This window comes from Leptogranulimonas caecicola, from assembly GCF_023168405.1.
GTDB lineage: Bacteria > Actinomycetota > Coriobacteriia > Coriobacteriales > Atopobiaceae > Leptogranulimonas > Leptogranulimonas caecicola.
The window spans coordinates 1,571,781-1,597,009 of sequence record NZ_AP025285.1; the positions used below are offsets into that span (position 1 = coordinate 1,571,781).

Annotated in this window: 21 protein-coding genes; 5 read left to right on the forward strand and 16 right to left on the reverse strand. The window is 59.7% G+C overall.

The window, feature by feature from the left end:
• Positions 1–17: 17 nt before the first annotated feature.
• The 8 genes from OR601_RS06890 to OR601_RS06925 form a co-directional block, all read right to left on the reverse strand.
• The gene (locus OR601_RS06890) at positions 18–2,372 is read right to left on the reverse strand and encodes a heavy metal translocating P-type ATPase (RefSeq protein ID WP_265591483.1); all 2,355 of its coding nucleotides are present in this window, start codon (positions 2,370–2,372) and stop codon (positions 18–20) included.
• 307 nt (positions 2,373–2,679) lie between these two features.
• Positions 2,680–4,356 (reverse strand): S1C family serine protease, encoded by a 1,677-nt coding sequence (locus OR601_RS06895; RefSeq protein WP_265591484.1) that lies wholly within the window; start codon positions 4,354–4,356, stop codon positions 2,680–2,682.
• 247 nt (positions 4,357–4,603) lie between these two features.
• On the reverse strand, positions 4,604–5,224 hold the full coding sequence (locus tag OR601_RS06900; RefSeq protein ID WP_136012153.1) for a winged helix-turn-helix domain-containing protein: 621 nt from the start codon (positions 5,222–5,224) through the stop codon (positions 4,604–4,606).
• A 297-nt stretch (positions 5,225–5,521) separates the two neighbouring features.
• A complete protein-coding gene (locus OR601_RS06905; RefSeq protein WP_323373072.1) occupies positions 5,522–6,382 on the reverse strand; it encodes an amino acid ABC transporter ATP-binding protein in 861 nt (286 codons plus the stop codon).
• Positions 6,372–7,901: an amino acid ABC transporter permease gene (locus tag OR601_RS06910; protein WP_265591485.1), complete on the reverse strand. Its 1,530-nt coding sequence runs from the start codon at positions 7,899–7,901 to the stop codon at positions 6,372–6,374. Before OR601_RS06910 ends, OR601_RS06905 begins: the two co-directional genes overlap by 11 nt.
• A 382-nt stretch (positions 7,902–8,283) precedes the next feature.
• Positions 8,284–9,114 (reverse strand): ABC transporter substrate-binding protein, encoded by an 831-nt coding sequence (locus OR601_RS06915; RefSeq protein WP_265591486.1) that lies wholly within the window; start codon positions 9,112–9,114, stop codon positions 8,284–8,286.
• Between the two features lie 554 nt (positions 9,115–9,668).
• Positions 9,669–11,006, reverse strand: coding sequence for a glutamine synthetase family protein (locus OR601_RS06920; protein WP_136012054.1), 1,338 nt, complete (start codon positions 11,004–11,006; stop codon positions 9,669–9,671).
• Positions 11,007–11,217: 211 nt separating this feature from the next.
• Entirely contained in the window at positions 11,218–11,454 is a 237-nt protein-coding gene (locus tag OR601_RS06925; protein ID WP_265591487.1) for a FeoB-associated Cys-rich membrane protein, read from the reverse strand.
• Positions 11,455–11,615: 161 nt separating this feature from the next.
• Here OR601_RS06925 and gpmA point away from each other — a divergent pair, with 161 nt between their 5' ends.
• On the forward strand, positions 11,616–12,374 hold the full coding sequence (gpmA, locus tag OR601_RS06930; RefSeq protein ID WP_323373073.1) for a 2,3-diphosphoglycerate-dependent phosphoglycerate mutase: 759 nt from the start codon (positions 11,616–11,618) through the stop codon (positions 12,372–12,374).
• Positions 12,375–12,494: 120 nt separating this feature from the next.
• Here the strand turns inward: gpmA and OR601_RS06935 are convergent, their stop codons facing one another.
• From OR601_RS06935 to OR601_RS06945, 3 genes are all read right to left on the reverse strand, one after another.
• Positions 12,495–13,946 (reverse strand): alpha-amylase, encoded by a 1,452-nt coding sequence (locus tag OR601_RS06935; protein WP_265591488.1) that lies wholly within the window; start codon positions 13,944–13,946, stop codon positions 12,495–12,497.
• 109 nt (positions 13,947–14,055) lie between these two features.
• On the reverse strand, positions 14,056–14,796 hold the full coding sequence (locus OR601_RS06940) for a GNAT family N-acetyltransferase (protein ID WP_136012050.1): 741 nt from the start codon (positions 14,794–14,796) through the stop codon (positions 14,056–14,058).
• Positions 14,797–14,877: 81 nt separating this feature from the next.
• Positions 14,878–15,138, reverse strand: coding sequence for a hypothetical protein (locus OR601_RS06945; RefSeq protein WP_136012049.1), 261 nt, complete (start codon positions 15,136–15,138; stop codon positions 14,878–14,880).
• Positions 15,139–15,332: 194 nt separating this feature from the next.
• On the opposite strand from OR601_RS06945, the gene OR601_RS06950 reads away from it, so the two are divergent.
• Positions 15,333–15,662 carry a cupin domain-containing protein gene (locus OR601_RS06950; protein ID WP_136012048.1) on the forward strand — a complete coding sequence of 110 codons (330 nt, stop codon included), beginning with the start codon at positions 15,333–15,335 and terminating at the stop codon, positions 15,660–15,662.
• Positions 15,663–15,811: 149 nt separating this feature from the next.
• Here the strand turns inward: OR601_RS06950 and OR601_RS06955 are convergent, their stop codons facing one another.
• Together OR601_RS06955 and OR601_RS06960 are read right to left on the reverse strand one after the other, a co-directional pair.
• Entirely contained in the window at positions 15,812–16,954 is a 1,143-nt protein-coding gene (locus OR601_RS06955) for an aminotransferase (protein WP_265591489.1), read from the reverse strand.
• A gap of 93 nt (positions 16,955–17,047) precedes the next feature.
• On the reverse strand, positions 17,048–18,067 hold the full coding sequence (locus OR601_RS06960) for an ornithine cyclodeaminase family protein (RefSeq protein WP_265591490.1): 1,020 nt from the start codon (positions 18,065–18,067) through the stop codon (positions 17,048–17,050).
• A gap of 191 nt (positions 18,068–18,258) precedes the next feature.
• Here OR601_RS06960 and OR601_RS06965 point away from each other — a divergent pair, with 191 nt between their 5' ends.
• A complete protein-coding gene (locus OR601_RS06965) occupies positions 18,259–19,455 on the forward strand; it encodes a PucR family transcriptional regulator (RefSeq protein ID WP_265591491.1) in 1,197 nt (398 codons plus the stop codon).
• Positions 19,456–19,586: 131 nt separating this feature from the next.
• On the opposite strand, the gene feoB is transcribed toward OR601_RS06965, so the two are convergent.
• From feoB to OR601_RS06980, 3 genes are all read right to left on the reverse strand, one after another.
• Entirely contained in the window at positions 19,587–22,220 is a 2,634-nt protein-coding gene (feoB, locus tag OR601_RS06970) for a ferrous iron transporter B (protein WP_265591492.1), read from the reverse strand.
• A gap of 107 nt (positions 22,221–22,327) precedes the next feature.
• Positions 22,328–22,570 (reverse strand): FeoA family protein, encoded by a 243-nt coding sequence (locus OR601_RS06975; RefSeq protein ID WP_265591493.1) that lies wholly within the window; start codon positions 22,568–22,570, stop codon positions 22,328–22,330.
• Between the two features lie 104 nt (positions 22,571–22,674).
• The gene (locus tag OR601_RS06980) at positions 22,675–22,977 is read right to left on the reverse strand and encodes a FeoA family protein (protein ID WP_265591494.1); all 303 of its coding nucleotides are present in this window, start codon (positions 22,975–22,977) and stop codon (positions 22,675–22,677) included.
• 315 nt (positions 22,978–23,292) lie between these two features.
• Between OR601_RS06980 and OR601_RS06985 the strand changes: the two genes are divergently transcribed.
• Positions 23,293–24,063 (forward strand): GntR family transcriptional regulator, encoded by a 771-nt coding sequence (locus OR601_RS06985; RefSeq protein WP_265591495.1) that lies wholly within the window; start codon positions 23,293–23,295, stop codon positions 24,061–24,063.
• A gap of 272 nt (positions 24,064–24,335) precedes the next feature.
• Positions 24,336–24,671: a CDP-alcohol phosphatidyltransferase gene (locus OR601_RS06990; protein ID WP_136012041.1), complete on the forward strand. Its 336-nt coding sequence runs from the start codon at positions 24,336–24,338 to the stop codon at positions 24,669–24,671.
• Positions 24,672–25,229 lie beyond the last annotated feature (558 nt).

Here is a 25,229-nt window from a genome sequence, read left to right on the forward strand (position 1 = left end):
ACTCGAGGCGGGCCGCCCTAGGCGCGCCAGCGCTTGAGCAACAGCGAGTTGGTGACCACCGACACCGAGGAGAGCGCCATGCAGGCGCCGGAGACCTCAGGGGCCAGGATGCCAGCGCAGGCGAGCGGGATGAGCAGGCAGTTGTAGCCCAGCGCCCAGGCAAAGTTCTGATGGATCTTGCGCATGGTGGCACGGGAGAGGGAGACGGCGCGGGAGACGTCGCGCACGTCGTCGTGCATGAGCACTACCTGACCCACCTCAAGAGCAGCGTCAGAGCCGGCTCCCATGGCGATGCCCACATCTGCGGTGGCCAGCGCCGGAGTGTCGTTGATGCCGTCGCCTACCATGGCCACCTTGCGGCCCTCATCCTTGAGGCGCTGGATCTCGTCGGCCTTGTCCTGGGGCAAGACCTCGGCGATGACATCCTCGGGCTTGATGCCCACCTCGACGGCTACCGCTTGAGCCGCACTGTGGTTGTCGCCAGAGAGCATGGACACACGCACACCCAAAGCCTGAAGTGCCGCCACGCCGTCGCGGGCGGTGGGCTTTGGCGTGTCGCGGGCATCCACCACCGCGAGAAGGCGGCCGTTTGCCACCAGATACATGCGCGTAGTGCCTGCATGGCTTTCATCCTGAACGGCCCACTGGGGCATAGGCGCAACCAGCGACTCCAGCAGCCGCTGGTTGCCAAAGGCCACCTCCACCTGCCTGCCGGAGAGAGGATCGGGACCTTGAGCCGCAATGCCTTGCCCCGCAAGGGCCTCAAAAGAGGTCACTGCCACTGGGGCCACATCCCTCTCGGCAGCCCAAAGCAGCACGGCTTTGGCCAAGGGGTGCTCGCTGTCCTTCTCCAAGCCGGCAGCCAAGGCCATGGCCTTGTCCTGAGAGACCTCAGGGTCGCAGACTACCGAGACCAGCTCAGGCATTCCCTGGGTGAGAGTGCCGGTCTTGTCAAAGACCACGTCAGTGACGGAGCCTGCCCCTTCCAGCGCCTCGCCGTCCTTGATGAGCAGGCCTTCCTCGGCGCCGCGGCCGGTGCCTACCATGATGGCAGTGGGCACTGCCAGACCCAGGGCGCAGGGGCACGCCACCACGATCACCGAGACCCCCACCATGAGGGCGCGCTCGACCGCAGTGCCGTTGAGAGGGCCTTGGGAGGCCAGCACGCAGATCCACACCACAAAGGTGACCGCTGCGATGGATAGGACGGCTGGCACAAAGACGGCGCTGATCTTATCGGCCAGACGCTGCACGGGAGGCTTGGAACCTTGGGCAGCCTCCACCATGCGCACGATGCCTGCCAGCGTGGTGTCAGAGCCTGCCGCGGTGACGCGGAAGTCCAGCACGCCGGTGCCGTTGACCGTGCCGCCGGTGACTGTGTCGCCCTGGACTTTCTCCTGATAGAGGGGCTCGCCGGTAAGCATGGACTCATCTACCGAGGAGGAACCCGAGACCACCTGGCCGTCTGCCGGGATGCGCTCGCCGGGGCGCACCACCACGACGTCGCCCACCACCAGAGACTCCACGGGGACGTCGATGACATCTGCACCGCGGCGGATATGGGCCTCGCGCGGCGTGAGGCCCATGAGCTCCTCCACCGCCTGGCCCGCACGGCCCTTGGCGCGATGCTCCAGCATCTTGCCCAGCAGCATGAAGGTGATGAGCATGGCGCTGGTCTCGAAGGGAGCCATCTGGCCCGAGAGCGCACGCGGCCCAAAGGTGAGGTAGGTCGCATAGGCAAAGGCTACCGTGGTACCCACCGCCACCAGCGTGTCCATGTTGCCGGCGCGGGCTTTGAGGGCTCCCCACATGCCACGGTAGTAGCGCGCGCCGCATATAAACTGCACCGGGATGCAAAGGATGAAGTCGATGACGTTCATGACCAACATGGCCTGGGCATGGTCATGGGCGCCAAAGAGGCCCATGGAGATCCCCATGGCCAGATCCATGCCCAGAGGCGTCATGGAAATGATCACGATAATGATGGTGAGAACCAGCGCCGCCACAAAGGTCATGAGGTCGCGCTGCTCGGAGGCACGCTCTTTGGCGCGGCGCTCCTCGTCGAACTTCGCACGATTCTCCTCGGGGATGACATTGGCCACAAAGCCCAGGTCATCGATGGTGGTGCAGATCTTTTCCAGGTCTTCTTGGGCCGGGTCGAAGGCTACTGTGGCCGTGTTGGCCGCCAGATTCACCGCGATGTTGTCGACACCGGGCATGCGCCCCACCATCTTCTCGATGATGGAAGAGCAGCTGGCGCAGGTCATGCCCTCCACCGCCAGCCGAGCCACCGTGCGCTCGGCAGGCTTTTGCGCGCCAGACTGAGCCTCTGGCGCCACAGGCACTTGAGCAGAAGTGTGCTTGCTATCCATAACGCCTCCTAAAGCGTGTCGCGTTCTTTAGGCCTCTCCCGTGCATTCACTAGGCTTCCCAACGCGAACCATTATATTCCCACTCTTTAGTAGGTATTTTGAGAAGTAAGCTTTGGCTTCCTTTCATGGGGGCATTTCTGGACACGAAGCCAAGGCGCCACATCCCCCTGGCGGCAATGCCAGGGTTTCTCGGCAGGAAAAACCGCCCGACCCTCCCTGGGCCTGCAAGGGCCAAGGAAGCATCGGGCGGCAAAAGGGGGAGCAAAGGAGAAGAGTGCAGCCGAGAAACCCGCCCTCCTTCATGGAGTTAACGAGTGCGGTTGGGAAGCGCCTGGGTGTCTTCGTCGCTGTCGCCCTGCTCATAGGCAGACTGGCGGCGCTGGGCCTGGGAGGCCTGAGCCTCGGCATCGGAGCCCAAGGTGACGTCGACGGTGGACTCGGTGGAGCCGCGATAGTAGGTAAGGGTGACTTTGTCGCCCACCTCCTTGCTGCGGACGGCCAGGATAAGGTTGTCGCCCGAGGTCACGGCCTCGCCATCGATAGCAGTGATGATGTCGCCCTCCTGGAGGCCTGCCTGAGCGGCGGGCATGCCCTGCACCACGGAGTCAACGTAAGCGCCCTGCTTTACTGCCAGGTGCGCCTGAGCGGCCACCTGCGGAGTGACGGTGCGCACGTTGGCGCCCAGGTAGGCGTGCTCGACGGGCTTGCCGGCAATAATGGCGTCTGCTGCCTTCTTGACGTAGTTGGAGGGGATGGCGAATCCTACGCCCGAGCTGGAGCCAGAAGCGCTCTGAATGATGGAGTTGATGCCGATGAGCTGGCCTTGAGCGTTCACCAGGGCGCCGCCGGAGTTGCCGGGGTTGATGGCGGCATCGGTCTGCACCAGGTTGGTGTAGATGGTGTTGCCGGCAGAGCCTTCCATGATGGTGGAGCGGTAGAGCGAGCTCACAATGCCGGTGGACACCGACTGGTCAAGGCCAAAGGGGCTGCCCAGGCTCATGACCCACTGGCCCACCACCAGCTTGGAGGAGTCGGCGATCTCCATGGGGGTGACAGAGTCGCCATTGAGGTCCACATGCACCACGGCCAAGTCGCTGGAAGGGTCAGAACCCACCACGGTGCCCTCATAGCTCTTGCCATTGAGGTTTACCACCAGCGACTGGGCGTCTTCTACCACGTGGTAGTTGGTGAGGATGTTGCCCTGGGTGTCATAGACCACGCCGCTGCCCACACCTTCGCCCTGGGAAGTAGTCACATTGATGGAAGCGACCGAGGGCAGGCACTTGGCTGCCACCACCTCGGCAGTAGAGGCGTTCTCTTGGTTGGCGGAGATGTTTACCGTAGGACCAGCCTGGGAAGGAGAGGTGGTCTGAGAGGTGGCGGGCACCAAGCGGGTCACGCCAAACCAAAGGCCGGCGACGAGCAAAGCGCCCAACAGGCCGCCCAAAAGACCAGGCAGAAAGCCCGAGCGCTTTTTGGGAGCCGGCTGAGGCGCAGGCTCGCCCGCAAAGTCTTGGGGGCTGCCAGGATTCTGTGGCGGCTCCACCGGAGGCACCGGCGGCACTGGAGCCTGAGGCTGGCGCTGCGTAAGGCTGGGGCTTATGGGCGGCAGCTGCGTAGTGGAAACCTGCGGCTGGCGCTGGGTGCCCGCCAGGCCCGCAGGGGGTTGCGGCCTCTCGTGGCGAGGGGTGGGCTCAAGCAGCGAATCGGTCTCTGCCCCGTGACCCAAATGGAGCGCAGGCTCAGGAGATGCCGGGTGCGAAGGCCGCGCCTCAGTAGGCTGTGCGGCTACGGGCTGCGGCGCGTAGGGGTCCTGCACAGGGGGCACAGGCGCCTCTGGCGCTTCTGGCTGAGATGCGGAAGGCTCTGGCACAGGCATAGCAAACTGGACGGCTACATACTCAGCATCCGAGACCTCAGACTCGGACGTGGGATTTTGAGAAGGATCTTCTGGGTGCAGGGAATTTTGATCTTCAGGGGCCATGGGCAAACCTTTCCTCTGCGTTGACGGGTGTAAGGAATGTACCCCATTTACCGTCGGCTTTCAGCTAAGCCATTTCTTCGTAAGAATTGGTAAGAATTGCAAATGACTGAGGGATTCCTGCAGGCACCAAGCCATAAAGAAGGGGTTTCTCGGCCAGGTAGAGGCCAAGAAACCCTTGATGATCCTGAGCTTATACGTCGAGACGGGGCGTTACTTACCGAGAAACCCGCCCTTCCTACCTGGGCTCTTAGAGCTTGAAGAGATAGCCCACGCCGCGCACGGTGACGATATGGGAGGCTACCTGGGGGCCCACTTTGGAGCGCACGCGACGGATGTGCACGTCCACCGTACGGGTGCCGCCGCAGTACTCGAAGCCCCAGACGCGGTGGAGCAGCGCCTCGCGGGAGTAGGCGCGTGAAGGGTGCGTGGCCAAGAAGGACAGCAGCGAGTACTCCATGAGAGTGAGGTCGACGGGGTTGCCATCGATGGTCACCTGATAGGTGGCCAGGTTGATGGTCATGTTGTCGATGGTCACAAAGTCTGAGGGCACCGTCTCTTCGCCCGGCCAGAGGAGCTGGGACATACGCACCTCGAACTCCACCTCGGACGCGCCAGGCAGGATGAAGTCGCTGCGGCCCTGCACGGGCATGCGAAGGTTGAGTAGCATATCCTCGTCTACCACCAGCAGACGGGGAATGCCGGAGTTACCCACTACATAGGCGTTGACGCGGGTTTGCACTTCTGGAGTGACGCCCGAGAGATCGAAGACTACCAGGTCGAACTCATGACCCGAAGTCACTGCCTGATCAAAGGTGTCAGGAGTGGACAGCAGGATAGAGATGTCTAAAGAATGAGAAAGCTCGCGCATGCGCTCATGCAGACGGGTGGTTCTGGACACGAGCAAGACGTTTTTGTGGTGCTGCAAGCCGGCCTCCTTCAAGAGCCGGCAAAGCAGGCTCTGGGCACTTGAGGTCTATGGGCCGCGTTGGGTAAGCCGGCATGACCGCTTACCGATTAGTGCAGCCCTTTGTTGGCATAATATGTCAGCTAGTTTACCACAGGATTTCCTCAGGAATCCCACAGCTTGGGAGAAGCTGAAAAGATAATGACGCTATCCCAGGTCACACGCCTAAATTGACACCTTTGTGAGTATAGTCCCTGTTTTTTAGACCTCAGTGATATTTCCTAGGAACGCCGCAGTACGTTCATTTTTGGGATGGTCAAAGACCTCGTTTGGCAAGCCCTCCTCAACCACCACGCCGTCCTCCATGAAGACCACGCGGTCGGCCACATCGCGGGCAAAACCCATCTCGTGGGTCACCACGATCATGGTCATGCCCGAGTTCTCAGCCAGATCGCGCATGACGTCCAGCACGCCGCGCACCAGCTCGGGATCGAGAGCGCTGGTGGGCTCGTCAAAGAGCAGCACCTCTGGATGCATGGCCACCGCACGGGCAATGGCCACACGCTGCTGCTGGCCGCCGGAGAGCTGCGCCGGCATGTAGTCTGCGCGATCGGCCAGCCCTACCGCGGCCAGCTGCGCGAGAGCTTCCTTCTCGGCTTCTTCTTTAGTGCGCCCCAGCACCTTGGTCTGGCCGATCATGACGTTCTCCTTGGCCGACAGATGGGGGAACAGGTTGAAGTTCTGAAACACCATCCCCAGGTGCCTGCGCAGGTCGCACAAGTCCTTCTTGTGGGCAGCCGTGATGGCCTGGTCCTTGAAGAGGATGTGTCCGGCGGTAGGCGTTTCCAGGCGATTGATGCAGCGCAGCATGGTGGACTTTCCCGATCCGGAGGGGCCGAGAACCACCACCACCTCACCCGGCCAGACGTTGAGGTTCACGTCTCTTAGCACCACATTGTCGTCGAAGGCTTTGTTGAGGTGCTCGATGCGCACCATGGGATGCTCGCCCTCCACAAAGTGGTGAGTGGTGAGGTTCTTGTCGTGCTCATAGGCCAGCTTGGCGGCCACATCGCCATCGAGGGCTGGGGCGACCTCGGGTACGGCGGTCTTTTTAGACTTCATGGCTCTCCCCCTTCGAAGAAGCAGCGCCAAAGGGAACGGTTCCAAAGACGGATGAGGCCAGAAGGCGCCAGGCAGGGACCTCCTCTGCCGCAGGGGCGGCGACGGCTACTTGGCAGGCGTCCTCCACCATTGGCATCCCCGCGAGCACCAACGCCTTGTCTTGGGGCGTAGCGGCGCATTGGGCAGTGCCAGGCACTACCTCGGCATCGCGGTCTTCTACGCCGGTTGCCTTAGGGGCGCCGGCCTTGGGGCGCGGGCCGCCGCCAGACTCGGAGCGGGCCAAGCGAGCCTCCACCTTGGACACGATGCGAATGAGGGGCAGTGTGACAATGAGGTAGTAAATGGCCGCGGCGATGTAAGGAGTGATGTTGCCCGTCACCGTGGTGAGGTTCTTGGAGAACATCATGAGCTCCATGACGCCTACCGAGGAAAGCAGCGAGGTGTCTTTGTAGCCAGTGATAAAGTCGCTGGTCACGGTAGGCAGCACGCGACGGACGGTTTGGGGCAGGATGACACAGGTCATGGTTTGCATGTAGTTCATGCCCAAAGACTCTGCTGCCTCATATTGGCCGCGGGGGATGGACTCTATGCCGGCGCGGAAAATCTCTGCCAGGTAGGCCGAGGAGTTCACCGCCATCACAATGACGCCCAACACATTGTTGTCGATGTTGATGCCCAGCATGGGCAGGCCAAAGAACATGATGTAGATCTGCAAGAACAGCGGGGTGCCACGCAAGATGTTGATGTAGGTCACCGCGATGGCGCGCACTCCGCGATGCTTGGCCATCTTCATGAAGGCGAAGACGAGGCCCAGCAAGATGGCAAAGGGATACGCGATGACCACGATGGCCAAGCACACCAGCCAGCCCGGGAAGAGTGAGGCAAAAGAAGTGAGCAACAGCTGAGGTTTAAAGAACATGCCCAAGAACTGATTGGAGTTCCAGGCAGCCACCCAAGGCTGCTCGTCCAGCCACATCACCGCTGCCTGAAGCGGAGTGTTGGCGATGATGGCGATGGCCGGAGAAGGGGTGAGATCTTCCTCTTGGCCGTTGACGGTGGCCGTACCGGTCACCTGCACATCGCCGCCCTCAGGAGGAAACTTCATATTGGTGACCTCGATGCGCAGCAGGTCGCCGCCTACGGCATCCTCAGAGAAGGCCACTTGCAAGGCAGTGCCTTGGACCGCCACTTGGGCATCCACGGGTTTGCGCTTGAGCCCGTCAAGCACGGTCACGCGGGTGCTGGATCCGTCGAAGGAGCCGTCTTGGGGCAGCTTGAGGGTCACACCCGAGATGGTCTCGCCCTCGTCCACCGTGGCTTCCCAGGTGAGACGGGTATCGATGCCGCCAATGACCCCTGATCCGCCGTCCTCATTAGGCGAGGCAGTGGCCTTGTTCACAGTGAGGGCCTGAGCGCTGGTAGGGACAAGAATGCCCAGCGTGCCCAGAGCGACCATCAGGGCTACTACCAGACACATCAGCCGGCTTTGGAACCCCAAGCCGCTCCTTGTGTGGTTCATGATGTTCCCTTCTATCAACCACAAAAGGGTGCCTTGCGTGCGGCACCCTTTTGACGTGCGCATAAAGTAGGGCGTCGTCAGAATATGGGGATGATACTAACACCCCTGCACCCATTTGCTTCAAAAAAGTGCCTTCCCCACGGGCCTGAAACCAAATATTTATGCATCTTCTGAGTGTTATTCAGGTTTGTTTTGCATATTTTTCCAGCTCCGACGCACAAAGGGATACCGAGGAGCCTGGCATAAGGTGGCTGCTCTTATCGGCAAACGGTAGGTAAGAAAACCCTTGCAAGATCGCCAGAATGTATCAAACGCAAAAGCCGAGCTGCCTTAAAAGAGCAGCTCGGCTATGGGATAGGGGGCGAGATAGAGGCGGCAGAGGCTAGTCGAGGACCGACCCGAACCACTTGGTTTCGAGAGAATCGATATAGCCCTCGCTCTCCAGGTCTTGCATCACCTGATCGATGTCGTCGCGCAAGGTGGCGGAGCCCTCGGGATAGACAAAGCAGTATTGGCCGGCGTTGTGCACATGGTTGGCAACCATGAGGTTGGTGTAGGTGCCGCTCAACAGGTACGAGGCGGTGACGTCGTCGTAGACAGCGGCGGAATAGGTGCCCTCGGTGACGCCCACCAGGCCCTCATCGGCGGTTTTTACCTGGGCGATCTGGGCCTTGGGCAGGCGGTTGCGCACCCAGTTTTCGCTGGCAGACTCAGCATCTACCGCGATGGTGACCGAAGGGTCGTTGTAATCGTCCAGGTCTGTGCGCTCAGCATCGCGCGCAATGATAAGGTCGCGGCCCACCGCCATGTAGGGGCGGCCGATGATGACGCCGTCGGAGACCGTGCCCACATCTGATACCACAATGGCCGAGGCGCCCATGTCCGCCTTGTGCTCATTGAGCGCCGCTGGGATGTCTTTAACCGAGGTGTCTTCGATGTACTTCACCTTGAGTCCCAAGCGATCGGCCACCGTCTGCAAAAGCTCGTACTCAAAGCCGCGAGGGGCTCCCGAGTTGTCGTAGAAATTCATAGGCGGAGAGGCGAAGTCGCAGGCCACAGTCAGCGTTCCAGGATTCACTAGCCCGTAGACCGTTTGGGCCTCCCTCATGCTGCGAGGCTTGCAGCCCGCAATAGCCGCACCGCACATAAGGGCTACAGCCACACCAATCACAATCAGATTTCTGAACGTGCGTTGGGACGTTCTGGTGGACAATCTAGCACTCCCCCTTGGAGCAAAAGCTGACCTAACAAGCCTATGAAGTTGTGAGGTGATCGTCGCTGCCAGCGCATGGTGACTTCTATATTCCTAGATATATAGTGGGAGTTTGTTTCTAATTTCTTTATCTTGTTTGGTCTATTGTACTCCCCAAATTAGAAATATCCTGTTGCATATTCTTCAGGCTTTTTTGGGTATTTATTCAGGTTGTTTTTACATTGTGTTTCAGCCTTCTGAGTTTCCCAGTCAAAGCGCGCCATAGGCTACTGGGTACCTATCAACATCTAGACCAACTGGCCCATTACTTTTTCTTGTTTCCTTTGCCGAGAAACCCTGCCGTCGCTTCAAGTGGCATATTTCACGCCTGAAGTCTCCTGCACCTACGCGCACGCAGGGCCGCAGACCTTTCCTTGCCGGCCTAGAGCAGATTTGTACCTAAAGGTCTTCAAGAGCGTCAAAAAGCCCTCGTGCAGCGACACTGCGCGAGGGCTTTACCAGGCAATCTATAAAGCGCTTGCGAGGCGTATAAAGCGCTTGCGAGGCGCTGCCGCTTAATAGCCGCCGTAATACTTCTTGATCTCCCAATCGGTGACAGAAGCGTTGTAGGAATCCCACTCGCGGCTCTTCTCGGCCACCAAGAAGTCGAAGGTGCGGTCGCCCAGCATCTCGCGCATGAGCGTGGAGTGGCGGAAGCTCTCGATGGCCTCTCCCAGGTTGCGGGGCAGGCGCTCGAAGCCGGCAGCTGCCAGCTCTGCCGGCGAGGAGCCCAGGTCTGCCGTGTACTCAGGCGGAAGCTCCAGCCCTTCCTCGATACCCTTGAGGCCTGCCAGCACGCTGGCGGCGATGGCATGGTAAGGGTTGGCCGAAGGATCGGGCACGCGCAGCTCCAGGCGGGTGGACTGATGCTTGCCCGGCTTGTGCATGGGCACGCGCACCAAGGCGTTGCGATTGCGACGGCCCCAGGTGGCAAAGGTGGGCGCTTCTCCGCCAGGCACCAGGCGCTTGTAGGAGTTCACCGTGGGGTTGGTGAGCAGCATGTACTCAGGGGCGTACTTGATGAGGCCCGCGATGTAGCAGTGGGCGATGTCGCTCAGGTGATAGAGGGTGTCGGTGGCGCCCCAGAAGACGTTCTCGCCATCGGAGTCGAAGAGCGACTCCTGCAAGAACATGCCGGATCCGGGACGGCCCTGCAGAGGCTTGGGCATGAAGGAGGCATAGAAGCCGTAGTTTTGAGCCACCTGCTTGATGGCGAAGCGGGCAGTCATGATGTTGTCTGCGGCGGTGACGGCCTCGGAATAGCGCAAGGACAGCCCGTTTTGGGAGGGCCCCATGGCGTGATAGGAGTACTCCACCGGGATAGAGAGGCGCTCCAGCGACAGCACCGTGTCGCGACGCAGCTCGCGGGAGGAGTTGGTGGGGGCATAGTCAAAGTAGCCGGCATTGTCCAACGGCACGGGCACCGCGCCGGTCTCCGAGTAGATAAACTCCAGCTCAGGCCCAATATTGGGAACAAAGCCGCGGTCGTTTGCCAGGCGGAAGACCCGCATGAGGCAGGCGCGCGGATCGCCCTCGAACGACTGGCGGTCCGGGGTCAGAATGTCGCAGAAGATGCGTGCCACCGCATTGGTGGAGGGGCGCCAGGGCAAGAACTGGAACGTGGAGGCATCTGGGAAAGCCAGCATGTCGGACTCAAGGATGCTGGAAAAGCCATCTACCGAAGACCCGTCGAATCCAATGCCCTCCTCGAAGGCCTCCTCCAGATCCTCTGGCGAGATAGCGAAAGCCTTGATGTTACCCAGCACGTCGGTAAACCATAGGCGCACAAAACGCACGTCGCGCTCTTCTACCGTTCGAAGTACGTAGTCGATATCCTTGCTGCTATTACTCATGTCCACCTCGTTTGTGCGAAGGGAATACGTCCATAGTTAGCTCAACCTTCGCACAGACGTGTTTCGCCGCTGTTTCGCCTCTGGCTTCCGATGGCCAGGCGGTAGCAGCACCCCTGCTGCCGAGAAACCCCACCGCTTGGAGTTGCGACCGTTTCCTGGGTGCGGCCCCAGAAGCTGCCACTGGCGAACAGTGCCCTATTGAGCGCCGTGGTCAGTGCTTCTGGGCGCTGAAAGCCACTGCGCGCTTCACCGACTCATCCATAGAATGGAGGGTCTTCTCGGCAGCAGGGCAGCAAGAGGCACCGGCGGTTGTGGAATGCGAAAGAGAGCTGCAGGCGCCTTCTGAGGGGCATCCGGAACACTTGCCTTGGGCCGTTGACTTGAGGTGGGTGCGGACGACAAGGACCACCGCCACAACAACCAGAAAAATAATGATGACGTCAACCATGGAGGCTCCTTGGGTAGATAGGCAGTCAGTGAAGCTAGCAAAGCCGAAGCTTCGCGGGCATGGATCGGATAGTGTGGGCAACGGTTAAGTTATCCTTGGTTTACTTATTCCCATCCTAGTAAGTGAATCATCGATCTGCAAGTCCCAAGAAAGGAATCTCCATGACCCCAGAAACCATGCAGTTGGTGCTCATCAGGCACGGCGAGAGCCAGTGGAACAAGGCCAATCTGTTTACCGGCTGGTCTGACGTCGACCTTACCGAGAAGGGCCGCGACGAAGCCTACAACGGCGGCGTAGCCCTGAAAGACGCCGGCTACGACTTTGATATTTGCTACACCAGCTACCTCAAGCGCGCCATTCACACCCTCAACCTGGTGCTGGATGCCTTGGATCGCGACTGGCTGCCGGTGGAAAAGACCTGGAAGCTCAACGAGCGCCACTACGGCGCGCTTCAGGGCCTCAACAAGGCCGATACCTCCGCCAAGTATGGCGAGGAGCAGGTAAAGATCTGGCGCCGCTCCTTTGACGTGCGTCCCCCTGCGCTGGAGCCGGGCGATCCGCGCGACGCCCACAGCCAGCCGGCCTACCGCAACATCCCGGCCAACGAGATCCCCTACGCCGAGTGCCTCGAAGACACCATCGCTCGCGTATGGCCCTGGTTCCAGCAGGTGGTAGAGCCGCAAATGCGCGATGGTCAGCGTGTGCTCATCGCCGCCCACGGCAACTCGCTGCGCTCTCTGGTCATGGAGTTTGACAAGCTCACTCCCGACGAAATTTTGGAAGTCAACATTCCCACCGGCGTGCCCCTGGTGTACACCTTTGATAAAGACTTCAACGTGCTTTCCAAGGAGTACATCGGCGATCCCGAGACCATCGCCGCCAAGATCAACGCCGTCGCCAACCAGGGCAAAGCCAAGTAGCAGCGCCCATTTCGCAGCCTGATCCTGCCGAGAAGCCCATCCCCCGCTACCAGTACGATGTTGGGGAATGGGCTTTTCTTATGCGGGGCGAAAAAGCATCGTCTCTCTACAGGGATGCCGTTAGTAAAGCTCCTGCTTCAGGGTCTCGTAGTCTTCGCAGGTGATGTAGATGCCCAGGCCGTTGGGGCTGCAGGTGAAGCTGGCAGTGCCGTTTTCTGACACAGGCACCAGATGCGAAGGGTCACACACATCCACAAAGGTCTTGCCGGCCAACGTGGGCTCCACGATGTCCTTTTGCTTCCAGTCAGCGCCGGTCCAAATCACAAACACCGGATGATCGCCGCGCACCAACCAGCACATCTTTTGGTGGTCGTAATCGTTCATGTCCACCAGCTCGTCGCCCAGCAGATGAGAGCGGATCCAGATCATCTCGCGCAGGTAAGGCACCGGGTTCTTGCCATCGTGAGGGATGCCCCAAAGATCGCCATAGAACACGAAGGGAGCTTGGGCGTCTCTCAACAAAATGGTGGCATAAGCGCGAGACTTAAAGCCATCCTCCACCCAGCTTTGGAGTGATTGCCCGGGCTGCGTATCGTGGTTGTCCACAAAGGGACAGGAGAGATCGGGATCGTCTTTAGTGATAGTGTTGTCAAAAAGCTGATGCATGTCGTAGTTGGCTGGCTGCTGAGAAGCCTGCTGCAGCTTGAAGTGGAGCGGCACGTCAAAGAGCCTCATGCAGCGACCGCTGTCTGCCAGATACCCTTTAAGATCGTTGCTGTCGCCGCTCCAAAACTCCCCTACCGCAAAGATGGGATGATTGCCCACCTCCGACATCTCTTGAAGCCACGGCCCAAAGAATTTGGAATCGATGCTTTTGACGGCGTCCACGCGAAAGCCGTCAAGCTCGGCCTTCTTGGTATACCAAAGGCCCCAGGTAGCAAGCTGAGCCACCACTTCATCCATGGAAAAGTCCACGTCATCACCCATGATGAAGTCAAAGTTGCCGTCTTCTTTGCTTACGTTGTCGTTCCAGCTTTTACCTTCAAAGGAGAGGATCTCGTTTTTGCCGGTGCGATCGTCGTGATCGGTGCCGGTAAAGTCTGAGGCGTCCCAGGTAAAGTCATCGTGGGCCCCATTGCGCCCGGGAAAGGTGTACTTGGTCCAGACGTCTGCCTCAAACTCGCCGCTGGTATCTTGAAGGCGATTTTGAGGGTTGCAGGCGTTTACCTGCACAGTCTCTTTTTCGTCTGCCCCCATGCGGTGGTTGAGCACGATGTCGCCGACGACCTTTAGCCCCTGATCGTGAAGCGTTTTGATAGCTGTTAAATACTGGTCCAAGGTGCCGTACTTGGTAGCCGTCGTGCCCTTTTGGTCAAACTCTCCCAAATCAAAAAGATCGTAGACGCCATAGCCCACATCGCTGGCGCCGGCTTGCCCTTTGTACGCCGGTGGCAGCCACACAAAGGTGAAACCTAGGCGCTTGAGGTCTTCTGCTTGCTCCCCCACGATACTCCAAAAATTTGCGTCATTGGGCAGGTACCACTCAAAATCTTGAAGCAACGTCTCTTTCATGGTTGTAGATCCTTAACCAACACGATGTGGGCAGATTCAGCCCCCTCTTACCCGCGTAACCTTAGGTATTTCATCTATGACCCATTAAGTTTATGTTTCGATGTTCATATCATTTAATGCACTGCACAAACCCTTGGACCATGTGTCCAAAACGCAACCCCAATACCTTTTGCAGGTGGATGGAGGCCGTGTTGTCAGGAAAGATCTGCGCCCAAGGGATCAATCCCCTCTCTAGCTGTGCGCCGATTTTCGCCGCCTCGAGCTGGCGGCCAAAGCCCCTGCCGCGATACTGCGGGAATACCTCCAGCATGCCCATGGACCCCTCATCATGAAGGCCGATAAACCCTACAAGCTCATCCCCCAGAAAGCCGCCGTCGACGGTGCCTGCCGCCAGCCTGCGAACGATCTCTTCCAACGTGAAAAACTCCGGATGCGAATAGTGGGAAAGCACCGTCTGAGCATAGTCTGGCGTGAGAGGCCGCACGCAGAGCGGCGACTTCACATGAGGGGCATGGGGCTCAAGATAGGCGCAGATAAGGTGCTCTATAAACGTGCAGCGGCCAGGGTACACCTGCTGCGCGGCCTGTTGCGCCTCTCTTCCTGTGATCGCCAAGAGTGCCGGCGGTACATATTCAGCCAGCACTTGGGCTGCCAACCTGGGGTCGGCAGCCCACAAAAAACCGCCGTCGGCACCAATGCCTCGCAGGTAGATGCAATCAGGAGCCAGGTAGACAGGCTCCCCCAGCCCACGAGCCAGCAGCTGCTGGAGAGGCACAAAGTCTACCTGCCCATCTTGAACGCGCCCGGTGAGCTCTGCGAGGGTAGAAGCAAGGTCCTGCTCTGATCGCATGGATTCTCCTATATGACTTTCAAGCCCCAACTCCCATCTCTTAAGGAGGAGCGATCGGCCACAAGGCTTAGCGAAAAGCTCCTAAAGAGGCCAGGGCATAAGGATGAGGACCGAGATGACGGCAAAGGCAATGGCCATGCCCTTTTGGCCGGCCATGGCCAAAAGCACTACAAACACGGTATCGACGATAGCGTTGCCGATAAACCAGATGCCCCAATAATCTGCCAAAGGAATGATCCCTGCATAGCTCATGATGGTGAGCGCTATCTCAGCCACCAGCCATACCCAAAAGACGATGTTGATCCACTTAGAAGCCTCGTAACGCTCCTGCCAGCTTGCCATAGCCGCTCCTTCATAGCCGTGTATTGCCGGGAGGTTTGTTCCCTCTCTGCCAACCTGCATTCCACCTCTTAATTCCTACTAAGTTGTGGGTATTTTCTCGGCAGGAGTATAAGGGCCGTAATGAGAGGTAGGAACAAGGCTGTGAACACGCGAGTCTGCGAGAGCTCGCATGAGGACATATGGAAGGATTTCTGATGGCTGGTTATAAGAATATCGAGAAGAGCACCCCGCTCAACCTGGCGCAATTGGTTGATTATCAGGACGGCCAGGTAGTCTCCAAGACGTTGGTGCAAAACGATGCGGTGTCTATGACACTGTTTGCCTTTGACAAGGGCGAGGAGATCAGCACCCATTCCAGCGGCGGCGATGCCTTGGTAACAGTGCTGGACGGCCTAGGCCGCCTTACCATCGATGGGGTTGATTACGACATTCCCGCAGGTGAATCAATTATCATGCCCGCCAATGTGCCTCATGCGGTCTATGCGCCGGAGCGCTTCAAGATGTTTTTGCAGGTGGCTTTTTAAGCGCACAGCCAGGGCGGCGTGAGTGGGGAGACTGCGCGACTTGAAGGTCGCGTCGGCCGACGCTTGGCTGCCCAAGACACCGCAGTCAAAAAAGCGGCAGCATCTTGAGGATGAGCCCTCGAGATGCTGCCGCTCCGCAGGTCTTAGAGCTACTCTTGCTCCCGCTCGACGATGCGGCAAAATTCGCTGATAGCACCAAGGCCTTCGCGAAGAGCCTCAGGGTTGTCGGAATAGGCGTAACCCAAACGCATGGATCGGGGCTCTTCGAAGCAGTCGCCAGGGGTGACCAGGGCGCCTGTCTCCTGCACCATGCGGGTGCAGAACTCGTAGGAGTCCACAGGATAGTCGTAGTAGACCAGCGCGGTGATGCCTCCCTCGGGTTCCACCACCGAGAGGTGAGGCTCGGAGGCCACCCAATCCATAAGCACTTGATGGTTGGCAGTCACAATGCGGCGGCTGCGCGCCAGAATGGCGTCCTTGTGCGCCAGGGCGAAGGCGCCCAGAGCGTCGTCGATCATGCCGCACGAGATCAAATCATAGTCGCGGTGGGACAGCAGCCGCCGGCGCAGCTCGGCGTCCTTGCAGGCCACCCAACCCAAACGCAGGCCGGCCAGACTCCAGGCCTTGGACATGGACGAGGTGGCGATGGCCTTGTCGTAGAGGTCGGACACCGACTCCTGCCAGGTTCCCTGGAAGTTGAGCGGGCGATAGACCTCGTCGCACAAAAGCCACGCATCCTGAGCTCGCGCCACTTCCACAATATCCAGCAGCTCCTGGGTGGTGAGCAGCGCGCCTGTGGGATTGTTGGGGTTGTTGATGCAGATGAGCTTGGTGTTGGGGCGGCACAGCGACTGCAACTCTTCCAGGTCGACGTGGTAGCGCTTTTCTCGGTCAAGATGCAAGGCAGAGACCTCGGCTCCGCACATGGCCGGGATGGAGTAAAGCTGCTGGTAGGTAGGCATGACGGCCACCACATGATCTCCGGGGCCGCAGAGGGTCGAGAGTGCCAGCATGTTGGCGCCGGCGGCTCCATGGGTGGGCACGATGTGCTCGGGTTCTACCGTGCGGTAAAGGCTTGCGACGCCGGCGAGGAACTCCGGCGAGCCCTCGATGGCGCCGTAGGTGAGGCGACGGCCGGAGCGGCTGGCCACAAACTCCTCCAGAGACTCGTCGGCCAGTTCGAAAAGTTCTTCCAAGCTCAAGCTGTAGCAGCAGGTCTCTGCCACGTTATAGCGACATTTGGTCTCCCAGGCATTCATCCACTGCTCGACTGCGAAGTCCTTGATATGCATGGCGTTCCTCTCCCTGATTCATATTTTTACGCGCCGGTGCTGCAACGCAACGCCTGCGAGCCTCAGCCAACATGAACTGCGGCACAACGCTGCCTAGAATTCCACCCAGGTGCCCATATTGGCTTCCACCGCGCGGTCGTAGGCCACTTTGGAGGCTGCCAAATCCTGGATGGCGATGCCAGAAGTATCAAAGACAGTGATGTCCTTGTCGCTCGAACGACCAGGGGCAGCGCCGGCGAGCACTTCGCCCAGCTCTGCCACGATGGCACCTGGCTTGATGGCGCCCTGTTTCACCGGCACCTCGAACTCGCCCGAAGCCACCGACTGCGCCCTGTCGTCGGCAAACAGCCGCGCTTGGGCTACCAGGTCACAGGGCAGCTCCTGCTTGCCTTCCATATCGGCGCCCACCGCAGAGATGTGCGTGCCTGGACGCACCCACTCGGCCTTGAGCACCGGAGTGGTGGCCGGGGTCACGCAGATCACCGCGTCGGCCTGTCGCACGGCGTCCTTTACGCTTGTTGCCTCCATCACAACGTCGCGCTCGATTCCCGCCTTGCCGAGAAGAGCTGCCACCTGGGCCTCGATCTCCTCAACCCTATGGGTGCGCGGGCCATCTGCGCGGGGATCCGACAAAAGCACCGTCTTGAGCTGGGGCATCGCGGCCAATGCAGCAGCTACCTGATAGGGGCACTGATGGCCCATGCCCACCAGCGACAGCGTGGTGGAGTCCGGACGCGCCAGAGTACGGACGCCCAGAGCCCCCGCAGCTCCAGTGCGCAGGCCGGTAATGGCTGAAGCATTGAGCAGCGCCAAAGGCTCGCCAGTGCGATCGCTGGCCAAAAGCGTGGTGCCATAGATCTCAGGCAAGCTGCGCTCGGGATTGCGGGAGAACCAGGCGGTGAGCTTGAGGCCAAAGAGTCCTGCAGCCGCCAGGTCGCCGGAGCGAATGTCCATGTCGGCCTCACCGGGCTCGAAAGCCGCATAGACCATAGGCCAGGCCGCAGCAGAGCCCTGAGCTTTCTGGACGTAGGCCTCCTCGACTGCCGTGAGAGCGTCTGAGATGGTGAATACCTGGGAGATGTCTTGGGCAGAGAGCACGAGCATCTTGGCCATGAGAGATCCTTTCTTGTACAGGGTTGCAGTAGAGCGCGCCTTGGGGCGCCGCTTGCCAGGGCGCCTGAACCGTTGGCCTCATAGTGCCGACAACGCCGCTCTCCTGTCGAGAGCGTTTTTATGGCGTGAACTACAATTTGCAGTGGTTGTTTTTATCGGCAGGTCTAATAATTTGGCAAAGGGATGCAGCTATGCGCTATACCGTCTCGGTTTTTTTGGCTTCCCATAAGGGTCAAGTGAAGCTGGTGGCAGGCTCGGGAGGACTGGCGCGCCCCATCCATGACGTGGGCATCTTGGACTATGAGTTCATGGCAGGCCTCAAAGAGCGCTACGAGCGGGACAACTTCCATAGTGAGCAGCTGGTATTGAGCACGTTTCTCTACGCCAAAGACGATCCCTACCTCATAGTCGAGGCCATCAAGCGTTTGGTAGCCAAAGATGCCAGCGGGCTGGTGTTTAAAAACGTCTTGCATCTGCCCCTGCCAGAACAGGCTGTGCGCTATGCCAATACTCGTGACTTTCCATTGTTTGTTACCACAAGTGATCAGGCGTATTTTGACTGCATAGTCTATGAAGTGGCTTCCGCTGCGGCCGCCATGGAAGAAGCGGGATTCTCTCGCCGTGCCGTAGATGCATTGTTGATGGCTACAGACCCTTCAGAGCGCCGTCGGTTGGCCCTGACTCTTTGCCCCTCCTTTGGAGAAAGCTGCAGCGTGGTGTGGATGGGCTGCGATGGGCCGCTGGATCCGCAAGCGCTTGCGTCCATCCAGCGCTGGTGGCACAAAGGACCAGGTGGAGGCCCTAGTTCTACCGTGATTGCCTACGATCAGGGAGCGCTGCTCGTGGCCACAGATCAAGACAGCGCGCCGGATCCCCATCGTCTGTTGGATTACTGTGCATCGATGCCAGAGCTGCCGGAGGAGCTGGCGGTACTGGCATTGGGAGCCAGTACTATGCATAAGCATTTGAATGAGTTAGGAGAGGCCGTCCGCGAGGCCTGGGACAGCGCAGGAGCTGCCATGCTTCAAGATGCCCGCGAGACCTGCTATGAGGACCTGGGGATACTGCGAGCGCTTCTCCCGGTGGCCCAAGACGAGGCCATGGAGCGGTTCGAGCATCAAATCTTGGATCCGTTGCGCGACCACGACGCCGAGCACGGCACCTCTTTGGCCCCCACCCTTTTGAGCTGGTGGGAGCATGGCCAACACATCGCGGCCTGCGCCGTCGCCCTAGGCCAGCATCCCAACACCCTGCGCTACAGGCTCAATGCCGCCGCCCGGCTCACAGGGCTTTCCTGGCAAAACCCCTCCGATGCCCAACAGCTGGCCCTGGCCTGCGCCCTCTCTCGTTGCCGAGAACTACGCTCGCTGCGACCAGGCGCTTTTTAGTGACCCCTTATGCAAAAGGCGCTCCCGGCGGAGAGGAAGCCAGGAGCGCCTGCGCAGAGAGAACGCCAGTTTGTATATATGGCAATAAGTGACGCGACTGGGATCGCAAGGCCCGCAACCCTCGCAGCCGTCTAGGCAGCTTCTTTGACCTCCCTCGAGGCTTCCTGCCCATACTTGGGCGTGGGGCGGAAGAGCTGGAAGAGGATAGCTGCCAAAGCTGCCAGCGCCACCACCGTCCAAACCCCAAAATGACCCAGGGCAAAGAGCTCCCAGAGCTGGTTGATGATGAGGCCTACCACCCAGCCGAAGCCGCACTGGTAGCCAATGGCAACCCAGAACCATTTGGGGTCAGCCATCTGGCGCCTAATGGTGCCTATGGCGGCGAAGCAGGGGGCGTCCAGCATGTTAAAGGCCACAAAGGCCAGCATGGCGCCCAGCGAGAAGGTGCCGGCCACAGTGAACATCTGCTGGAAGGTAGCCCACAGCAGCGTGGACCCCTCGCCCACCTCCCCCAGGCCAAAGAGCACGCCAAAGGTGGACACCAGGTTCTCTTTGGCGATCAAGGCAGACAGAGAGCAGGCCGCCGCCTGCCAGGTGCCAAAGCCAAGCGGGGCAAAGATCCAGGCAATGGCCGAGCCCACGCCCGCCAACACCGAGAAGTCCATGTAGTTCTCGGGCGCATCGGCCATGGAGGGCAAGAATCCAAAGGCGCCCGAACCGCCTTCCCAACCGGCCAGCCCAAAGTTGGACAAGAACCAAATGCCCACGCTGGCAGCGAAGATGATGGTGCCAGCCTTCTTGATGAATGCCGAGACGCGCTCCCACACATGGAGGAAGTAGGCTTTGGCGGCCGGCAGGTGATAGGCCGGAAGCTCCATCACAAAGGGGGCGGGCTCTCCGGCGAAGGGCTTGGTCTTCTTGAGCATGATGGCGCTCACAATCACCGCGGTCAGGCCCAAAAAGTAGAAGAAGGGGGCGATCCACCAACCCTCGGTGCCGCCGATAAGCACGCCCATCAATAGCGCGATGATTGGGGTCTTGGCGCCGCAGGGGATCATGGTGGTGAGCATGACGGTCATGCGGCGGTCGCGGTCGTTCTCGATGGTTTTGGTGGCCAGTACGCCAGGCACGCCGCAGCCAGAGGACACCAAAAGCGGGATGAAGCTCTTGCCAGAGAGCCCAAAGCGCCTGAAGGCACGGTCCATCACAAAGGCCACGCGGCTCATGTAGCCGCAGTCTTCCAAGAAGCACAGCAGCAAGAAGAGCACGATCATCTGAGGCAAGAAGCCCAAGATGGAGCCCACGCCGCCCACGACGCCGTCAAGCACCAAAGACTTCACCAGGTCGGAAGCTCCCAAGCTGTCGAGCCACTCCCCCACCACTGTCGGGATGCCCGGCACATACCAGCCGTACTCGCCGGGGATGGGCTCTTGGGCATTGGCTGCCTCCAAAAATGCCGCCGAATCCACCGGCTCATGATAGGCCAGCGCCTGCCCGGCTTTGAGCTGGGGCTCATCGGCAGCATTGGCCAACACCACGTCGCCCTCGGTGGACAAGAAGTTGCCGTCCTCGTCATGCAGGGGCACGTCGTGAGCCACCACGCCAGCCGCCGCTGCCCGCGAGGCGAAGTCTTCCACCGCAGCGCTGCCGCCCTGCTCGATGGCTTCAGCCACACCGGAAGTGTCCACTCCGGCCTCCTCGGCGGCAGCCAGATACCCCTCGACGGCAGCGCCGTAGTCCTTCTCGGCATAGGCCTTTTGAGCCTCCTCATAGGCTGCAGCCTGGGCAGGGTTAACAAACCAACCGTCGCCAAAGAGGCCGTCGTTTGCCCAGTCGGTGCCCCAGGTGCCCACCGTGGAGACCGCCAAGAAGTACACCAGAACCATCACAGCCACAAAGATGGGCAGTCCCAGCCAGCAGTTGGTGACTACGCGGTCGATCTTTTCCGAGGTGGTGAGCGCCTGCGGCGCCTTGGTGACGCACTGGTCCATAAGGCGCTCGATCCAGGCGTAGCGGTCGTTGGTCACCAGAGACTCGGCGTCGTCGTCCAGCTGGGCCTCGACGCCTGCGCGCGCCGCATCCACCGCAGCCACAGAGGCCGCAGGCAATCCCAACGCCTCCAGCGCCTGCCGCTCTCCCTCGAAGGCCTTCACCGCATACCAAGCAAGCTGGGACTTGCGAGGCACAAAGCCAGCGATCACCTGGGAGATCTCCTGCACCGCACCAGCCACCGGCGCCGAGAAGAGATCTGCCACCGGAGGCTGGCCCTTCTCGGCAGCAGCATGCTTAGCGGCGGCCACAAGCTCGTCCAAATTGCGCCGACGCAGGGCGCTGATGGGCACCACCGGGCAGCCCAAGCGAGCCGAAAGCTCCTGGACGTCTATCTTGTCGCCGGCCTTTTCCACCAGATCCACCATGTTCAGGGCCACCACGCAGGGAAGGCCGCACTCCAGGATCTGGGTGGTGAGGTAGAGGTTGCGCTCCAGGTTGGTGGCATCTACCACGTCGATGACCACCGCAGGCTCCCCGCTCAACAGATAGTCGCGGCTCACCACCTCCTCCGGGGAGTAGGGGGAGAGCGAGTAGATGCCAGGCAGGTCGCAGAGCACCACGTGCCTGTCTTCGCGCAGCGGCGCCTCCAGCTTCTCCACCGTGACGCCGGGCCAGTTGCCCACGTAACCGTTGGAGCCGGTGAGCTCGTTAAACAGGGTAGTCTTGCCGCAGTTGGGGTTTCCCGCCAGGGCAATGTTCAAAGTTGTGTCCAAGGTGTTCCCTTTCGTAGCGCTGAGGGCGGGCGACCCTCTGCCTTAAAGGCCTTTAGATGCAGGAGCCAGGGTCTGCTGCCGACAAACCCTTGCCAATACAAAGCTTGCTAGCAGACGGTGGGCTCCACCTCCACCAGTGCTGCCTCGTCTTTTCTAATGGACAGCTGGTAGCCACGCACCGTGAGCTCTAAAGGGTCGCCCAAAGGCGCCACCTTTTTGACGTCCACCCGGGCTCCTTTGGTGATACCCATGTCCATGATGCGGCGCTTGAGCTGGCCGCTGCCCGTGAGCTTGAGCACTTTGCAGGACTGCCCCACAGGGATCTGAGCCAACGTGAGAGGATGGGCCATGAAGGCTCCTTTCTTCTTTGCAGGTTGATTTGTTATGGCAGGCAGCTGCGATATCTTTTGGGCGCATCCATCACCCAGGCAGCCGCGCTGACTGACGCGCCTTTCTAGCAGCACATCACCTGGCGGGCAGTGTCGCGATCCAGGCCTAGCTGCGACCCCTTGATGCTCACAATGGTGCCTGCGGAGGTTTGGTTGACCACCCGCACCTGCGCCCCCTCTACAAACCCTAGGTTCGCCAAGTGCTGGGCAGCCGCGCCTCTGCGCACCTTGCGCACCGTGAGCACAGATCCCGGATTGGCCAGCGAAAGAGGCAGAGCAGGACCGCCCCCAGAGCTCGCGACAGGCGCCTCAGCCATGCGGCGCCTGCCTGCCTCTCGCGACGCGAAGGATAGAGTTGCGGTATTCATAGCTGGTCATCTCCAAAGTTATACATCGCTAACTCAATTTGTATGATACAGCTAACTTTTGAGAAGTAAACCATTATTTACTTTTAGGCCGGCATGTTTTAAGGGAGACGTCCCTTCTTTCGACGCAGGGGGCCTGGCATTGAGGGTAGAGGCGCTTCTCGGCAGGTAACTCGCCATCCCCGCGCCCAGTCGCTCTCCCAAAATGAGGAGTCGCTCATCAGCAGCTCTCCACAGCTCGCCAATGGCAGGGGCATCTCTTCAGGAAAACTGATATTCTAGGGTTTCATAGAGAGCCGTAGTCCTTAGGAGAGTGGCATGCCAGAGCCTCGCACTAAACTTGTTGGCCGCGCAGGAGTAAGCGCGGCAGACTGCATGCGGATCTTTCCTCGCAAAGACAAAGAATCCGGCTCGGCCTATGCCTACCGGGTGCTTTCCTACAACATCCTCATGCTCTATATGCCTCCGGGAGCTTGGATCCGCGAGTCTTCCGTGGCAGAGATCCTAGAGGTCTCCCGCACCCCCGTCCATGAGGCCATGGGCCTTCTGCGCGACCGCTCTCTGGTAGAGGTGGCCCCCCAAAGCGCCACCCATGTCTCGCGCATCTCGGTAAGCCAGCTGCGCCAATCCTTCTACATGCGCGTAGCCGTGGAGCCTCTGGTGGTCACCCAGCTGGCTCGCGTGATCACCCAGCCTACGCTGGATGAGCTGCACCGCTTGGTAGACGCCATGGACGAGTCGCTGGCCATCCCCTACAACGAGGCCAAATACATCGAGCTCAACGAGGAGTTCCACCGCACCGCCTACGAGGCCGCAGCCAAAGGCTACGTCTGGGAGTCCCTGCAAAAAACCGGCTGCTCCTTTAGGCGCTGCTGCAATATGGGTGTGCTTTTTGGCTACACCAAGCCCTCCACCGAGCCCTTCCGCAAAGTGCTGGGCTTTTTGGAGAACGGCGGCGAGAACCGCGTCGAGGTGGCCGCTGCCATCCACGAATACCTCTCCAACTACGCCACCTACATCGAGCAGCTCATCTCCGACTTCCCCGACTGCTTCGTCAACGTCAACACCACCGCGAGCACCCGACGCTAATCCCTGCGCGCATGTGGGCCCTGCCCCTTCGCCCTCTGACCGAGAAGCCCTGCCATCCTATCAAGTGCGCAACCAGTAGCCCATAGCACAAAACGCGCGCGAAAAAGCTCCAAAACCGCTTCCAGCCAATGGCGCATCGTTCACGGATTGGGTTTTGCAAGCTTTCAAGAATCTGCCACTGATACACCAGAGGTAGGCTAGCATCGAATCTACGCACGACCCCTGCACGTTTGGCAACGCGTTTTTTATCCCCTTCGAGGAAAGGACCAGCCATGGGTGTAAGAGCAGAAGAAGCGCTCGATTTGAACTACGACGGGCTCGCCAACTACCTGAGCCACAACCACTCGGTCTACATGGGCCTAGATGACGCCATGTACTACCTCACCGATGTCAACGCTCACTACTGGCGCGCCCAGGACACCTCAGTCCTCAATCACAAGGGCCACTACACTGACTGCTCTGAGCTCGTCCCCACCATCGGCGAGTTTTTGAGCCTCCCCTGGCTTGACGGCAAGACTGTCGAAGATGTTGCAGACCAAGTCACCTTCTACGCCAGCACCAAGCCTCGCTCCGAGGTAGAGGCAGAGATGGCTGCATCAGAGGAGTAAGCCCAGCCTTCGACTCGCCGGCCACATAGCCAGAGTCCTGGTTTGACTGATTGTTTTATCTGTATTCAAAGGCGGTGGGCCACCTGGGCCTGCCGCCTTTCGGGCTTACAGGACAAAAAGCATGCTGTGAATTGGGACGTTGACGCAGGTCAACATCCTTTTTTGGGTGTTTAAATCCGGAAGGCAAATTTGAACACGGGGACTCGGGCAGCGGGTGTGCTATCAAATGCAGCGGTGCCCCAGCTAAAGGCTGCAAAATCGAGCCGCTATATCCTGAAGGTAGGAGAGCTTGATGAAAGAAGGCGATCTGTGGGGTCTGCGGGACCAAGATGCAGAGGAGCGACAGCGCTGGCGCCTACTAAGTACATCTCCTCCAGCACGCGCCTACTAAGTACAATTTAATATGAAACCAACTCTGTGAGCTTGGGAAATTAATTACTTAAATAAATAGTGGTGCAGATTTTGGGCAAAATCGACCTACTAAGTACTTAGTAGGCGCAAAGTGATGCTTAGCAGGCATGAAGTGACACTCAGTCCAAACTTCATCTGCCCCGGGTC

What these genes read in the sequence shown, in the direction of transcription:
- OR601_RS06890 (WP_265591483.1), bottom strand. Translation starts at nt 2,372, where the DNA reads ATGGATAGCAAGCACACTTCTGCTCAAGTGCCTGTGGCGCCAGAGGCT.
- OR601_RS06895 (WP_265591484.1), bottom strand. Translation starts at nt 4,356, where the DNA reads ATGGCCCCTGAAGATCAAAATTCCCTGCACCCAGAAGATCCTTCTCAA.
- OR601_RS06900 (WP_136012153.1), bottom strand. Translation starts at nt 5,224, where the DNA reads ATGCGCGAGCTTTCTCATTCTTTAGACATCTCTATCCTGCTGTCCACT.
- OR601_RS06905 (WP_323373072.1), bottom strand. Translation starts at nt 6,382, where the DNA reads ATGAAGTCTAAAAAGACCGCCGTACCCGAGGTCGCCCCAGCCCTCGAT.
- OR601_RS06910 (WP_265591485.1), bottom strand. Translation starts at nt 7,901, where the DNA reads ATGAACCACACAAGGAGCGGCTTGGGGTTCCAAAGCCGGCTGATGTGT.
- OR601_RS06920 (WP_136012054.1), bottom strand. Translation starts at nt 11,006, where the DNA reads ATGAGTAATAGCAGCAAGGATATCGACTACGTACTTCGAACGGTAGAA.
- OR601_RS06925 (WP_265591487.1), bottom strand. Translation starts at nt 11,454, where the DNA reads ATGGTTGACGTCATCATTATTTTTCTGGTTGTTGTGGCGGTGGTCCTT.
- gpmA (WP_323373073.1), top strand. Translation starts at nt 11,616, where the DNA reads ATGACCCCAGAAACCATGCAGTTGGTGCTCATCAGGCACGGCGAGAGC.
- OR601_RS06935 (WP_265591488.1), bottom strand. Translation starts at nt 13,946, where the DNA reads ATGAAAGAGACGTTGCTTCAAGATTTTGAGTGGTACCTGCCCAATGAC.
- OR601_RS06940 (WP_136012050.1), bottom strand. Translation starts at nt 14,796, where the DNA reads ATGCGATCAGAGCAGGACCTTGCTTCTACCCTCGCAGAGCTCACCGGG.
- OR601_RS06945 (WP_136012049.1), bottom strand. Translation starts at nt 15,138, where the DNA reads ATGGCAAGCTGGCAGGAGCGTTACGAGGCTTCTAAGTGGATCAACATC.
- OR601_RS06950 (WP_136012048.1), top strand. Translation starts at nt 15,333, where the DNA reads ATGGCTGGTTATAAGAATATCGAGAAGAGCACCCCGCTCAACCTGGCG.
- OR601_RS06955 (WP_265591489.1), bottom strand. Translation starts at nt 16,954, where the DNA reads ATGCATATCAAGGACTTCGCAGTCGAGCAGTGGATGAATGCCTGGGAG.
- OR601_RS06960 (WP_265591490.1), bottom strand. Translation starts at nt 18,067, where the DNA reads ATGGCCAAGATGCTCGTGCTCTCTGCCCAAGACATCTCCCAGGTATTC.
- OR601_RS06965 (WP_265591491.1), top strand. Translation starts at nt 18,259, where the DNA reads ATGCGCTATACCGTCTCGGTTTTTTTGGCTTCCCATAAGGGTCAAGTG.
- OR601_RS06975 (WP_265591493.1), bottom strand. Translation starts at nt 22,570, where the DNA reads ATGGCCCATCCTCTCACGTTGGCTCAGATCCCTGTGGGGCAGTCCTGC.
- OR601_RS06980 (WP_265591494.1), bottom strand. Translation starts at nt 22,977, where the DNA reads ATGAATACCGCAACTCTATCCTTCGCGTCGCGAGAGGCAGGCAGGCGC.
- OR601_RS06985 (WP_265591495.1), top strand. Translation starts at nt 23,293, where the DNA reads ATGCCAGAGCCTCGCACTAAACTTGTTGGCCGCGCAGGAGTAAGCGCG.
- OR601_RS06990 (WP_136012041.1), top strand. Translation starts at nt 24,336, where the DNA reads ATGGGTGTAAGAGCAGAAGAAGCGCTCGATTTGAACTACGACGGGCTC.